Source organism: Idiomarina baltica OS145 (assembly GCF_000152885.1).
Lineage (GTDB): Bacteria > Pseudomonadota > Gammaproteobacteria > Enterobacterales > Alteromonadaceae > Idiomarina > Idiomarina baltica.
The window spans coordinates 101948-115597 of sequence record NZ_AAMX01000001.1 but is presented as its reverse complement, the minus strand read 5'-3'; the positions used below and the strand labels follow the sequence as shown (position 1 = coordinate 115597).

Annotated in this window: 10 protein-coding genes and 2 pseudogenes; 6 read left to right on the top strand and 6 right to left on the bottom strand. The window is 43.1% G+C overall.

What is annotated here, in order from left to right; all coding sequences use genetic code 11:
• The first annotated feature begins 313 nt into the window (after positions 1–313).
• A pseudogene (locus OS145_RS00560) lies at positions 314–1466 on the top strand (IS3 family transposase).
• A 592-nt stretch (positions 1467–2058) separates the two neighbouring features.
• On the opposite strand, the gene OS145_RS13685 reads toward OS145_RS00560, so the two are convergent.
• Together OS145_RS13685 and OS145_RS00550 are read right to left on the bottom strand one after the other, a co-directional pair.
• On the bottom strand, positions 2059–2394 hold the full coding sequence (locus OS145_RS13685; protein WP_083773206.1) for an ISAs1 family transposase: 336 nt from the start codon (positions 2392–2394) through the stop codon (positions 2059–2061).
• A gap of 15 nt (positions 2395–2409) precedes the next feature.
• On the bottom strand, positions 2410–2772 hold the full coding sequence (locus OS145_RS00550) for an ISAs1 family transposase (protein ID WP_006953938.1): 363 nt from the start codon (positions 2770–2772) through the stop codon (positions 2410–2412).
• Positions 2773–2882: 110 nt separating this feature from the next.
• On the opposite strand from OS145_RS00550, the gene OS145_RS00545 reads away from it, so the two are divergent.
• Together OS145_RS00545 and OS145_RS00540 are read left to right on the top strand one after the other, a co-directional pair.
• Positions 2883–4196, top strand: a complete 1314-nt coding sequence (locus OS145_RS00545; protein WP_006953937.1) for a hypothetical protein — start codon at positions 2883–2885, stop codon at positions 4194–4196.
• Positions 4197–4384: 188 nt separating this feature from the next.
• Positions 4385–5445, top strand: a pseudogene (locus tag OS145_RS00540) (ISAs1 family transposase).
• 94 nt (positions 5446–5539) lie between these two features.
• Here the strand turns inward: OS145_RS00540 and OS145_RS00535 are convergent.
• Positions 5540–5803 (bottom strand): hypothetical protein, encoded by a 264-nt coding sequence (locus OS145_RS00535; protein ID WP_006953929.1) that lies wholly within the window; start codon positions 5801–5803, stop codon positions 5540–5542.
• Between the two features lie 106 nt (positions 5804–5909).
• The gene (locus OS145_RS13085; RefSeq protein ID WP_006953927.1) at positions 5910–6671 is read right to left on the bottom strand and encodes an HNH endonuclease family protein; all 762 of its coding nucleotides are present in this window, start codon (positions 6669–6671) and stop codon (positions 5910–5912) included.
• A 251-nt stretch (positions 6672–6922) separates the two neighbouring features.
• On the opposite strand from OS145_RS13085, the gene OS145_RS00530 reads away from it, so the two are divergent.
• Positions 6923–8470 carry a DNA cytosine methyltransferase gene (locus OS145_RS00530; protein ID WP_006953925.1) on the top strand — a complete coding sequence of 516 codons (1548 nt, stop codon included), beginning with the start codon at positions 6923–6925 and terminating at the stop codon, positions 8468–8470.
• On the opposite strand, the gene OS145_RS00525 is transcribed toward OS145_RS00530, so the two are convergent.
• A complete protein-coding gene (locus OS145_RS00525; protein WP_006953924.1) occupies positions 8452–9540 on the bottom strand; it encodes a hypothetical protein in 1089 nt (362 codons plus the stop codon). The genes OS145_RS00530 and OS145_RS00525 overlap by 19 nt on opposite strands.
• 9 nt (positions 9541–9549) lie before the next feature.
• Positions 9550–11763 carry a sensor histidine kinase gene (locus OS145_RS00520; protein WP_006953922.1) on the bottom strand — a complete coding sequence of 738 codons (2214 nt, stop codon included), beginning with the start codon at positions 11761–11763 and terminating at the stop codon, positions 9550–9552.
• 569 nt (positions 11764–12332) lie between these two features.
• On the opposite strand from OS145_RS00520, the gene OS145_RS13350 reads away from it, so the two are divergent.
• Both OS145_RS13350 and OS145_RS00515 read left to right on the top strand, forming a co-directional pair.
• Positions 12333–12503: a hypothetical protein gene (locus tag OS145_RS13350; protein WP_006953919.1), complete on the top strand. Its 171-nt coding sequence runs from the start codon at positions 12333–12335 to the stop codon at positions 12501–12503.
• A 335-nt stretch (positions 12504–12838) separates the two neighbouring features.
• A complete protein-coding gene (locus OS145_RS00515; protein WP_006953918.1) occupies positions 12839–13648 on the top strand; it encodes a dCTP deaminase/dUTPase family protein in 810 nt (269 codons plus the stop codon).
• The last annotated feature ends 2 nt before the right edge of the window (positions 13649–13650 follow it).

Below are 13650 nucleotides of genomic sequence, written 5' to 3'. Positions count from 1 at the left end.
ACCTAACGCATGAACGCTCTGGCTGAATAAATGCCCTTCACGGCATAAAAAATGAAAGGGTATAAAGCACAGCTTTAGACAGTAAAGCGCTGTATACGTTTAGTCATAATACGAATGGTTACTCTGATGCATCAGCTAACCCTAAGATTATTGAAGGGAACATCTGAATCAAAGTGTAACGTACAGTGTCACTTAAACAGCAAGCTAACAAAATTCACCGTATTGCATTTCTAGCGCGATTTCCCTGATGGGTTCTACCCAGATTTTACGGACACATCCATAAAGAGGCATAATGTGCCCATAAGGAGTGTTCATGACCAAACGAAGAAAATACAGTACTGAATTTAAACGAGAAGCCGTTGAGCAGACTCGACAGCCCGGAGTCAGTTGTCGACAGGTTGCACTGGAAATTGGTGTTAACCCAAATATGCTGTCCCGATGGAAACGCGAGTTAGAAGAGGCTCCTGGTAGTGCTCACAAAGGCTCAGGCACGCCACGCGACGAAGAGGTTGCTCGGCTTAAGCGCGAGTTGGCCCGGATAAAAAAGGAGCGTGATTTTTTGCGCGAAGCGGCAACGTTCTTCGCAAAAGAGTCGTCCTGAGATATCAGGCGATCGAACGTTGTCGCGAACAGTTTCCGATACGCTTAATGTGCCGTTGTATGAAAGTCTCAGCCAGCGGCTATTATGACTGGGTAAATCGCCAACCGTCGCGTCGTGCCGTTGATAATGAACGATTGCTGACGCGTATTAAAGAGATCCATGAAGATAGCGGCGGTATTATTGGTGCGCCGCGCATGCATGAAGATCTTAAAGAAGAAAAGGAAACGGTCAGTCTTAATCGCGTTGCGCGATTAATGGCATTGCATGGGTTACAAGGTTGGCCGCGCAAAAAAGGGCGTGGTCGCAAAACACCATCTCAGCGCCCGGATGGTATTAAAAACCACCTGGGACGAGACTTCAAAGCCCTTGAGCCGAATACCAAGTGGGTAACTGACATAACCGAAGTGAAAACGGACGAAGGAAAACTTTATCTGTGTGTTGTGCTGGATCTGTTTAACCATGTCGTTGTCGGCTGGTCAATGCACCACCGGCAGGATAGAAAAATGGTTCTGCGAGCGGTGGAGATGGCAGTCTGGCAACGTCCTGAGGCGACACAGGCAATACTGCATTCGGATCGTGGAACGCAATTTACCAGCGGCGATTATCAACGGTACTTAAAAAACAACGACTTATTGGGGAGCATGAGTGCTGTCGGACATTGTGCCGATAATGCGGCTTGTGAAGGCTTTTTCGGTATGCTCAAACGCGAGCGCGTGAACCACCGGAAATACCGAACCAGAGACGAAGCTCGTGCCGATATATTTTTTTACATCGAGCGGTTTCATAATCCAAGAATGCGACGTAGAGTAGCGAATCAAGACAGGAAGTTTACAAACGTTTTAAACCGTCCGTAGAAACGGGGTAGAACCCGATTTTGTTACGTCCAATAAACGTATTGATGAACGTTACCGGTGCCTCACCGTTAAGCACGGGAAGTCGCGTTTCCAGCCACTCGGTTAGCAATTGCAAATCATCTTCAAAGAAGCTTTTTAGCTCAGACCAAAGAGTCACGAAGTCTCCTATAATTTCAGTTTGTTGCGGAGATAATCGTTCTTTTTCCGCCAGTCTAAATAGTTCGGGTACGTCCAAATCAAGTGCGGTTGCCAAGAGTTGTGCTGGGAGTTCGCTACAAATATTGCTTACTGCAGCTCCCTCAATACCTCGGCGCAAGAGCTGACTATATTTCAAAGGGTCGATTCTATCGATGGGCTTTTTTCCATGAAGTTGGCCAGTAAAGAGTTCTTGTAATGAAACGGTGACATCCTGGTGATCTGAAAGAGCCATAAGCGAATCTTTTTAATGGTTGATGAATAAGTTTTTACTGGGAGGGTATGGAAGTCAAGACAGAAGCTTTGCTGGTTACTTACCAAGGATCATTCTTGGTTCATGGTAAGTGCTATGCGCAAAAAAACTCCGGGAAATCCGTTTGTAACCCAGGGCAAGAGCGTGAACGTTTTTTAAGCATTTACGATTAAGTTCAGCACTTCTTCGCTCATAGTAGCCATCTTTTGTTTGCGATTGACGCTTGCTTTTATCGTCTTCTCGCGCCGTATTTGATTCAGCGCAATATGGCGGAAACAAGCCAGGTTATTTGCGGCATGACCACGACTAATCGAGCAGTCATCTTCTCGTATTGTCACATCGAGAACCCAATGCAGTCGGTTTTCAATGCCCCAATGGGCGCGCACTGTACTGGCAAACTGCTCAGCCGATAAGCGTGCTGAGCTAATATAATATCGATACTGCAGCTGCTCTTTGCCATTCGTTAATCGATAATAAGTGGCACGGCCAATAGTCTCAAGCGATGACTAGGTTGAACGTATGCTTGCAGGCAGTTCAAGCGGCCCCAGCACGACACCGTTTTTAGTCGCAAAAGCACTTATCATGTGCGATCTGGATTGCCTGTCGTTACGCTTGTAGGAGCGTCGTAGTGTCTTCCCATCAACGGCAACGACTTGTTTATCGGTAAGTTTTTCAGTTGCTTGCATCCACTGAATAAATCGCTGGTGAAACGTCTGCGGGTCGATACGACAAACAAGCCTAGCAATGGTGTCAAGGACCGGTATGCCATGACTAAATTCACCGTACTTTTTCAACCATTCCAGTCGAAGCTTAAAACCTAAGCCTTTCTGATAATTCGTGGTAGTTAATCCTCTGATTAGCTGAACCATTTGCTCACGTTCCTGAATTATTTTTTTCTGGCGATTGAGATCGCCAAAACACTGATCTTCAGCAAAACTCAGTTAGTGTTATTGTCAAGCCCCAAATAATTGGGGAGCTTATGATTTTATTGAAAAATATGAGATCCGCTAGTAGGGTGAAAAAAGATGAAAATCAACGAGATAATATGATGGGAAAAGTGACATGGAAGAAAGGATTCGAACCTAAGGTTTTGATTGATAGGCTGGATGAAATAAGAACGGTCAAAAACGGTCAAGTCAGCTTTCGCGGGTTCGAGTATCGCGAGTACATATCAGTTTTCAAGTCGCTGATTGATTTAGGCCAACCTGGTATACCAGCTTCGGAAGCTGGGAGGTTAGTTTCAAGAGGGGTAAGTGCCGCAGCTCGCAAACCTGATTTTACGCAAAAAAATATCATAACTGAAGTATCCAGATTGGTTCGTGAGTACAACTCTGAAAATCTGAAACGATACACTTTAGTAACTACAGTCAATATCAAACGAACCAACCATTTTCCAGATCAAAAAATCAACGACGTTCACGTTCGTTTCGTCAAAAATCTTCATAAAAAATACCTCAAAGCTCGCAAAGAGACTGCTCGCAGAGTATCAAGCTGGGGGATTGAGGAAGTAGATACCAGCAAGGCTTATTACGTGTTGGCACACACGTCTGCTAGGACGCCACAGGAGGCCGTGGAACGCATATTTGAGGGTTTAGATTTGCTGCGTGGTATTTGGTGTCTGAAATTGAACTATGACTGGGTTGAAACTTATGGACTGAAAAATCCTGTCAATCAAATTGTGTTCGGAAAGCTCCATACGCTGCATACATCTTCGGGCAAACAGGCTGATGATCGCTTTTGGTATGACCCTGATCCTGTCTCGGAAAAAAGACTCATCGACTTCCGTCAAAGGTTTCCAGTAATTGAAAAATACACAAAAAGAATTCGCCGTGTCTTAGCGAAACACAAGTATCGCGATGATGTTGAGTTAGCGATCAAAAAGTTCGTTCGCGCTTTGGATTCCAGAGACTACAATGCTTCGTTTTTAAAGCTATGGAGCACCCTTGAGTTTATTACGGGTACACAGAAGGCTAATTATGACCTTACCATCCGTCGTGCAGCTTTTTGTTTTGATGACACAGCTTATTGTAAATTGGTTTTAGAGCATTTAAGGCAGTACCGAAATCGTTTCGTCCATACAGGCGTAGGTGAGGATGATATTGAGCCACAGGTATATCAACTTCAACGCTTTGTAATTCAGGTAATTGGGTTCCATCTCACAAACCCGTTTCAGTTTGAAAGTATGGATGTCGCGACTCAGTTTTTAGATCTCCCTTCGGATAACTCCAAGATAAGACAGGAAATATCGCTGAGAAGGAAAGCTCTTAAATATCGAACTGTGTCTGATGAGTAATACACGGCAATGCTCAACTGTGAATTTAAATCGATATGTTATTAGCAAGGCCCCTGACAAAAAGGTTTAGTTATGAGCGGCGCCAGGGCAAGATCGTGAACGTTTCTTGACCAGTTGGGCTAATAAATAATTGATCGATTTGACGATCAGTTTTAGTCGTGATCATATACTCTCTTTTACGGAGAGCCATGATGAGCCTGACCTTGCTGACTGACCACTTTGCCGACGTTGAAGACCCAAGACAAGCATCAAAAGTAACCTATAAATTGTTTGATGTCCTGTTTTTAAACCTGACTGCGGTCATATCAGGCGCAGAAGGCTGGGAAGAAATCGAAGATTTCGGACACCTTAGGCTAAAATGGCTAAAAAAATACGGTGATTTCAGTCATGGCATTCCGGTGCATGACACCATCGCCAGGCTTGTTTGTCGTATCGACCCGCAGACGTTTCACCAGCGATTTATTCAGTGGATGCAAGCAACTGAAAAACTTACCGATAAACAAGTCGTTGCCGTTGATGGTAAGACGCTGCACATGATAAGTGCGTTTGCGACTAAAAACGGTGTTGTTCTCGGCCAGCGGCGGACGGATGAAAAGTCGAATGAGATCACCGCCGTACCTGAGTTATTAGAGCTGCTGGAGCTGGAAGGTGCGATGGTGACACTCGACGCCATGAGCTGCCAGAAGCAAATCGTGAAAACAATAGTAAAGAAAAAAGCGGACTACTGCATTGCGGTAAAAAAAATCAAAAGTCCCTATATCAGGCACTCCAGGATGCATTTGAGCTCAGTGGAAGCAACGAGCCAGGACATGTTGAGCAAAAGCATGGTCGCGTTGAATACCGCTCTTACGATGTCTTATCAGCATTAGAGTTGCCCCCGGGCATACGTTCAGTCTGGTCATCAATCAAGACCATTGGTCGAGCCACTTATTATCGTTTGGCCAATGGCAAGGAGCAGTTGCAGTATCGTTATTATATAAGTTCAGCAAGCTTATCTGCTGAGGAATTTGCCAGCACAGTGCGCGCCCATTGGGGCATTGAAAACCGACTGCATTGGGTTCTCGATGTGACAATACGAGAAGATAACTGCCCAATTAGCCGTGGCCATGCTGCCGATAATCTGGCTTGCTTCCGACATGTTGCGCTGAATCAGATACGGCGCGAGAAGACGATAGATGCCAGCGTCAATCGCAAACAAAAGATGGCCACCATGAGCGAAGAAGTGCTGGACTTAATCGTGAATGCTTAAAAAACGTTCACGCTCTTGCCCTGGTTTGTAACCAACAATTGGCTTCCTCAAAAATTAATAATGCGATAACGACATGCTGGTAATGGTTAAATGTTCAGAGACTGCCGCTATTTAATGTACGTATATCTGCTATTTTTTTCGTTAGCTCTTTGAAGCATGATTCGCATAAGTCAAAATGAAACGATTCACCATCCTGATTCGAGCCATAGCCATATGACGCATTCAGCATTCCATAGTCACTAAAATCGTTAAGGTTGTCGCGATGCTTTTTTTGGAAGTCAGGAACAACGCTAGTACCGCAGGCATCACAAAGAATATCAGTAACAACCTCTACCTGTTGGCTTGCTGTTGTTTTCATCGCAGGTCCCTCAATAAAAGTGCTCAAACCCAATATAGACCATCAACTGAATATTGGTTTTCATAGATACTAAATATCATAGGCTAAGGCCAATTACGGTACCAAACTAGCATTTTGAGTCCATAATCACCTTAGCACGGCTGCGGACATCTTCAGGAAATTCGTACTTCAATAGCACACGGTAAAATCTTGTCACGTACTGGCAGTGGAATTTTTCATTAGGGGGCAGCCAGCTATCGGGCCCTTGGGCTCCTTTACTGCGGTTTAAACTTGCGCTTACCGCAAAAAGGTTGATTGGATCATTGGCGAATCTGTCTCTTTCTGATTCAGGCCATGAGGAAGCACCATTTCGCCAGGCCCAGGCTAAAGGTACCAGGTGGTCGACGTCCATTTTAGAAGAATCAAAAAAGACAGTACCTGAATATGGGTCGTTCCACCGGCCTCTTACCACACGACAACCGTCACTAGACTTTGTTGTTGGTCCCGTTGAAAGCTCCAACAAAAGTTCGTGGCGTGTATTGAGACAATCGCCGTCTTCATCCAGCCAGCCGGCAAAAGCACTCCTGGAATACTCACTGGATGAACTGAACTCAGAAGAGCTTCTTGCTCTTGGTGCTTTCTGCCCTTTAGGAAGTCGGCCTCCAGCGTCAAGACATGCGGTAATTGAATCGTATGCTTTGAAGTTCTTGGTACGTTCATAGTAAGGACTTGAAGTATCGTGACATATTTTGCTGTTACTCATTTTAACCGGCGAGGTTTGAGCGTTAACCGTTATCGGTGTAACAGAAAGAAGTAACGCAGCTGATACGATAACAGCGGTAAGTAGAGGCTTGTAGGCTCTTGCTATCAAGTGTGTGATGCGTTGCACTTTTTCATGCCCTGTGAATTGTATTACAGCAACTATATCAGCGAGACTTAACGAACTCTACTCTTTCAACTCTTGTAAATATTGACCGTCCGTGGAGCTGAAAAATCAGGTAGCTGAAAACTGAAATTTGATTGATAAGATGCTGTTAGTTCAGAGAGCGTTATTGGAAGGGTATAAGAATAAAATAATTGTTTATGTTTATTTGCCTGGTATGATTAATTCACATATAAAACGATAATAACAGTGAACCAATGGAAACAGGTGAAGTTCTTGTAATCGACCTTTTTGCGGGGCCTGGCGGGCTGGGCGAAGGCATATCTTCAGTCGCTGATGTTGATGGAAGTTACCCATTTAGAATCGGTGTATCTGTTGAAAAAGAACCATCTGCACACAAAACCCTCACGACTAGGGCTTTTTATAGAAAGATTAAAAACTCTGAATTAGGCCTAGCTTACTATAATGACTATTTGATGGGAGCCTATACGAGGGAAGAACTGTTTGCTTATTTCCCGATCGAGGCGGAAGAGAGTTTGCGGGAAACCCTGTATACGCCACACGCTCTTGGTGATGACAACAAGGAGATTCATTCGAGAATCTCAGAGCTGGTTAAAGCTCATGGAGACAAGCCAAGGGTGGTCATCGGTGGCCCGCCGTGTCAGGCGTACTCGCTTGCAGGTCGCTCTCGCAATGCGGGAATAAAAGATTACAAGGCAGAAAAAGACCATCGAAACTTTCTGTATAAAGAATATCTGAAAGTTCTGTCTATTGCGCAACCGGATGTATTCGTAATGGAAAATGTTCGCGGTATTCTCTCCGCTAAACTAGATGGGGAAGTAATGTTTCCTAAAATTCTAGAAGACTTGAGGGCGCCAGAGCGTGTTACAAGAATCGAGACTCCAAGATACAAGATCTTTTCGTTGGTTGTAGATGCAAACAACCCGGATGACCCAAAGTATGACGATTTTACTGATTTCCTTATAAAATCAGAAAACTACGGTGTGCCTCAAGCCCGCCATCGAGTTATTTTGTTGGGGGTACGAGCCGATATCGAAGGAACTCCAAGGACCCTCAATCGATTAGAGCATAAATCGACGGTAGAACAAGTGTTAGCCGATCTACCAAAGTTACGAAGTGGTTTCTCAAAGCGTAAAGATACAGTGAAAGATTGGGAAAGTGTAGTTTCAAATAATGCTACTATTGTTAAGCGTCTTCTTAAAAAGCAGTTCAAGAAAGCTCAAAGTTTAGATGTTAAACCTCTAAAGAAGCTAGCACGTTCAGCTTCTCAGCCCATTAAGTTTCCGAGCCAAATGCCTGAGCATTTAATCGAATGGTACCGAGCTGCGGAGCCTCCTTGTGTATTAAATCATGAAACTCGCGGGCATATGGAGAGTGATTTACTTCGTTACGCATATAGCGCAGCTTTTACCAAGTTGAGTGGGGGAATTTCACCTAAAGCACATGATTTCCCGGCTGATTTAGCGCCCGCGCATGAAAATTGGAATAGTGGCTCACATGCAGACCGATTCCGGACTCAGGCTGCAAACAAATACTCAACAACAGTAACTAGCCACATTTCAAAAGATGGTCACTACTTTATTCACTATGACCCTAAACAGTGTCGCAGTTTAACTGTTAGAGAAGCTGCGCGATTGCAGACATTTCCCGATAACTACAAGTTTGAGGGAACCAGAACTCAGCAGTATGTGCAAGTTGGAAATGCTGTGCCGCCTTATTTGGCACAGCAGATAGGCAAGGTTGTAATGGAGTTGTTGAACTATAATTATTCGGGATGCGAATAGTCTGGTGTACCAATTCGGCTGAAATATGCTCCTAGTCGTTCCACTAAAGATGGAACAAACTCATTGGACAATGTTGCTATTCGACGCTCGCTGAGCTCTGCTCTATTCTCAGTGGTTGCTTCCATGCACTTCATAAAGTTAAATTGTGCATGAAAAGGACCTAAAATTTCATTGTCATTCAGCTTTATCTGGGGAAGGAAGTGAAGCTTAGGTGAACGGTCCCCATGGTTTATCAATTTGCGTAAATCCTTATCGGCTGTTTCTCTAGCCTTTCTATTAGCGCCGTTTACTTGTAGGTCATGCAATTCGTTCCATTTTTCTTGGGTTGAGACGAGTTTCACCAGCTGGAAAGTAGGGTTTTGTTCCCTCGCCAGATCACATCGTGGCGTAATAAGGATAAAATACTCTTCTTCTATCCGAACTATATCACCCGTGTCCAAGCGCTCTTGGAGTGGGGGGATAAAATAATGCTCTTCTGGATGTACTGCACTTACCTCATTGAGGAAAGAAGCATGAAGGTGGGTAGCCATATGACGGGTCAAGGCTTTTTCTGCGAACTCTTGTTCGCTTACTTCATTCAACCAGTAACTCCAGCGAGGCCAAATAGATTTAGTGAATGCTTCAGCCATAGACTTGTTAAATGAATTTTGCATTGTCCTGATGGCTGATATCATACCTGCTTTTGCATCTAGCCAATCTAGGACTTTTTCGATGCCATCCCCGTCGCCTTTTTTAAAAACTTGAACAAAATCTTTCTGATGTTCAGCGACAATCTCAGTGCCTGGCTCACCGGTATATACGGCACAAACAGTAAGCGAGTTTTCAGATAAGTTCTTAAGAATATCATTACCATGAGCTGTTTGTTCACCATCCTCATCTAAACGTATATCGATAACAGCCGCATCAAACTTGGTATTTTCTAGAAGTTGTTTGGCTTCGCTCAAATTAGTTACCGATTTGTGTTCTATGGAATATATGGGATTATCCCCAACTTTATAGAATTGAAGCTTTTCATCCCATTGGTTTAGGAATGGTTGTGAATCCTCGACGATAAGTAAATTTAGTTTCATAGTTTTAATCTATTGAGAAATTGGGTACGTAATTACAAAGCAAGTATCGATGTAATCTTCGTCTAAGCTCAGGTCTCCATTGCTGTTTTTACATGCTTCTTTAGCTATTGATAAACCAAGACCATGCCCATCAGACTTGAGAGAAAATCCAGCATCAAATATGGCATTTTGATCCTGTTCGTCTATAAGAGGGCCATTGTTTGATATTGATATTTTCGCCATACCCCCTTCTACTTTAGAGGAGATTTCTACGATTTTTTTGTTGTTTTCGGTACTTTTCAGCCAATGTATTGCATTGTGTATGATATTAACCATAGCTGACTGGAGATCGCCAGGGTACCCGTAGAGCTTCAGGTGTTCATCAACCTCTAATTCAACATTTACCGATGACATAATCAACGCTTCGGCGAGTAAGTTTAATGTGTTATTTATACTTTCGATTGCAGAAAATTCAACGGGACGTCCTCTCCGTCTTCCCGAGATAGGATCTAAGGATTTGAAGAGAGATGATAGGCCTTTTGAACCGTCTAATACAGCTTGCCCGTATGAGGGGTAAAATTTCCTGACTAGCTCCCCTTTAGGACTGTCTTCGAGTACATAGGGCGCGTTCTTAATTATTGATTTAGCGGATGAGTTGATAGGTTCTAAATAGGTGCGTCCATCATGGACAACTTGGGCTACGACCATACCTAGCGCGGCTCGAGATTCTAGTAAACGTTGATATGCCTCTATTTCATCAAGAGTTTTTGTTAGAATTTGAGATTCTTTTTCAATTTTAAGCAATAACGGTTTTTGCGCCTCTTCTGGAAGGTTTCGCACAGCTCTAGTTATTGAGTCAAGTGAAGATAGTTCACGCGCCTTTTCTATTCGTTTGACGGGTTTTCTACTAATTCCAGCCTTGGCCCTAAAATCAAATCTTTTCTGCTCTATTTTCAGTAAAACATTTGTTATCAAAGTAACAAGTCGCTCAAAGGCACTGTTTGTCTCAAGCCCCTCACGGCTACTTCGTTCAATAAGGTTGGACTCACTTTCTGAACCAACATTAATTGTCCCTGATATTTGACCGTGTCCAATTCTTTTAGAAGGATTCTGAACTCGCCGATTCTCGAGCTTTAACCAATCATTATCGGGTTCACCATAAGGCCGAATTCTGAATCCAGTTCTGTATATGCCTATCCCTGTGTTTTCTGAAATCATTGCTCTTGCATTACGTAGACCAAAATCAGAGAAACTGAGCCCCATGCGTTCTAGTAATTTTTCGATTGATTCTTTCTCTAAATCATATAGTCGAAGGTCAACACCGATTGGACCACAAGGTAATTCTCCAATTTCGAGTGGAGGGGCTTCTAAGTTTAAAGGAATAGGCAGATTATCTCCGCGAACAATAGTGAAAGTACCTGTAAATTTTCCAGCTGCATCAAATGAACCTTGCAGATGATAGTCAGACTCTTTACTGATTCTGTATGGGGTTATTAATGTATTACTAGTTTTTTTTGTGTTGTCTGCATTCGAGTCCTCTATTACTTCTGCGATTCGATTTGTCTCAAAAAGCAGCTGTGGGCCATTGAAATTGTATGGTTCAGGGTTTCCTTTACTGAAGTGTTTAAGATCAAGATAGATATCAAATTGTGCAGTTTCATCGTGTTGTGGGGTAGCAAGGCGTCGTAATTCCCGAACTAGTTTGCGAACTTTTTTTTCATCCCAAATGGTAGACAACTCTGTAATCTCAATGCTGACGCCAGTGCTATCTGCACTCGAAATCTCTGTCCGGTTAATATCAATATCAATGTCGTCCAAGTAAGTATTGGACTCGAATATACTCCAATCTAGCTTTAGTGAGCTTTTTTCGTAGCCGCTATGTAACCTTGCTGTAGACGTTAACTTTATTTTCTTACCCAAACTAGCGGAGGCGAATCTGCCGACTCCCTTAGCCCCGAGAACAGTCCTCTTTCCTGATTTGGATAAAGTGTTTTTAGTCTTAGTGTCAGTAGCAGGCTCCAGCCAGTCATTAAGAATGTTGTCGTATGTCATTCCATGACCAAAGTCCTTCACTATGATTTTTCCAGAGTCGCTTTCTGAAGGTGGGTCTATTGATATTTCTACCGAGGGTGAGTCTGCATCATAAGAGTTTTTAACTAGCTCAATGATGGCAGCCTCTGGACCGCTTATTAGCTTATCACCGATAGTGCGTATCAATCTCGCTCTTGGTTTTAACTTCGCCATTATGACCTCAAAGTTTGTATTTTTTTCAGTAGCTTTTTTAAGGCTCCCGAGTGAATCCTCCCCGATAACAGCCCCAAGAATAATTTAGGGAAGTTAGTGTTTTCGTGTGGCCTCACTATCGGATTGCAGACCCAATATTGGTAATCGGACAAGCCACCGGTTTTGCCCCATTTTTCGTCGCTCAGAACTTAGCCTTAATTAAGTATTCCTGATAATGCTTATAGCATCATGACTGTTAAATCGTTTTTATACTATGAGGCGGTATGCACGACAAGATCTGTATGGACTCGACTCCCTTTAACTGTGTAATTGAGGCTTGTGTTTCGTTTTGGTCGGCAACACATTTTTCATAGGCACACTATGCCCTGTTTTGGGTGTCTCTGCAAAATCTGAATAGTGAATCAAGCGCGTTAGCCGAGGCTATCAACTGCTTATATGAAGAGGGACATCTACAAATACATTCACTAGGAAAGGCTTGAGCAACTCGAGCTGGCAACACTGGATATGGACTCAAGTTCAGATTTAGAGCAGAATATCTGATAAGGATTAGTTCAAAGGACATATTAGATATGAAAGCAGAAGACCAACCTAATAACCATGAAAAGGACTCTCAGGGTCGTCCTAAGAAATTACACATGGGTATACATACCGGCATGCTCGAGTCTATGGGTCACAATATGTATACCTCAATTGGGAAGTCCACAGTTAGTACGGCCAATTTCGGTACCTCTGCGCTGTGAGCGGAGCTAATAAAATACTCAGCGCCTGAATGTGTTCGGCGAGCTTCCGGCGACGCGTTTTTGCTCGGCCATCACCAGCATGATAAAGTTCGAACGCCTTACTGGAACAAATACTAGCTTTTCTGATAGAAGCGTTTGGAAAAGAGCATGTTTAAATTACAGCCCAGCCGTAAAGGTCATGCCCTTCAATTAAGTGCACTGCAATGATAGTGGGATTATATCTATGAACGATAGCATAGCTTGTTGAATTATTTACTGTCTGTAGAGGTTGGAAAGCAGGTAGCTCAAGCTGAAATATTACCTATAAGTTAGTGTTAGATTAGGGGAAAGTAGAAATGCAAATACCAAGCACCGAAGTAATAAGACAAGACATGCTCATATTCCCCGGCAACTGTAAACAGACGATGATAGAAAAGTTTCGCGGGAAATCGAGTATAGATGTAAGTATCGGGGAAATTATTTACCATACCGATGACAGCGATAAAAAGAAGGTCGTTGTGACCGATAAAACGTACGAACTTGAGTCTCAAGAAACAGTCTACCTAGTTTCAAAAGAAGAGTTAAATGTACCGAAAGGTTACGTTGCATACGTTTTTCTTAAAAATCGCTTTTCTCAGAAAGGCTTTATGGCGTTCAATACCGGCATCATTGACGGCGGCTTTAAGGGGCCAATCTCCACCTTAGCTACGAACTTATCATCAAAGACAATTGAGTTGGGGGTAGAGAAACTAAATACTGATAAGTTTTTCAGAGTTGTGTTTCACAAGATCGACTTCCCTAAAGACGAACTTGAAGATGTTGAGACGTCGCCCAATAATCGGGATGACTATATGGCTTACTTGAAAGCAGACTTAAGGTCGTTACCCAAATATTTCCTAGACCGAGATAAGTTGAAGAAGCAGATTGATGAGTCTCTTAATAGTAAAACCCTCAATATAAGCATGAAGAATTTCGCGATTATCTTTGGACTTCTGTCATTGATTGTTACTCTAGGCCCCAGTATAGCTGAAAGTCTGCACCAAAAAATATTGCAGAATCAAAAAATAGAAATTCTAGAGAAGCGTGTGAGAGACCTAGAGAAGAAAGTCCTTAACGTAACCGACGAAACTAAAGCACCCAAATCCGATGGGAAGCAAGTTAGTTAAAA

What these genes read in the sequence shown, in the direction of transcription:
- OS145_RS00550 (WP_006953938.1), bottom strand. Translation starts at nt 2,772, where the DNA reads ATGGTTCAGCTAATCAGAGGATTAACTACCACGAATTATCAGAAAGGC.
- OS145_RS00545 (WP_006953937.1), top strand. Translation starts at nt 2,883, where the DNA reads ATGATTTTATTGAAAAATATGAGATCCGCTAGTAGGGTGAAAAAAGAT.
- OS145_RS00535 (WP_006953929.1), bottom strand. Translation starts at nt 5,803, where the DNA reads ATGAAAACAACAGCAAGCCAACAGGTAGAGGTTGTTACTGATATTCTT.
- OS145_RS00530 (WP_006953925.1), top strand. Translation starts at nt 6,923, where the DNA reads ATGGAAACAGGTGAAGTTCTTGTAATCGACCTTTTTGCGGGGCCTGGC.
- OS145_RS00525 (WP_006953924.1), bottom strand. Translation starts at nt 9,540, where the DNA reads ATGAAACTAAATTTACTTATCGTCGAGGATTCACAACCATTCCTAAAC.
- OS145_RS00520 (WP_006953922.1), bottom strand. Translation starts at nt 11,763, where the DNA reads ATGGCGAAGTTAAAACCAAGAGCGAGATTGATACGCACTATCGGTGAT.
- OS145_RS13350 (WP_006953919.1), top strand. Translation starts at nt 12,333, where the DNA reads ATGAAAGCAGAAGACCAACCTAATAACCATGAAAAGGACTCTCAGGGT.
- OS145_RS00515 (WP_006953918.1), top strand. Translation starts at nt 12,839, where the DNA reads ATGCAAATACCAAGCACCGAAGTAATAAGACAAGACATGCTCATATTC.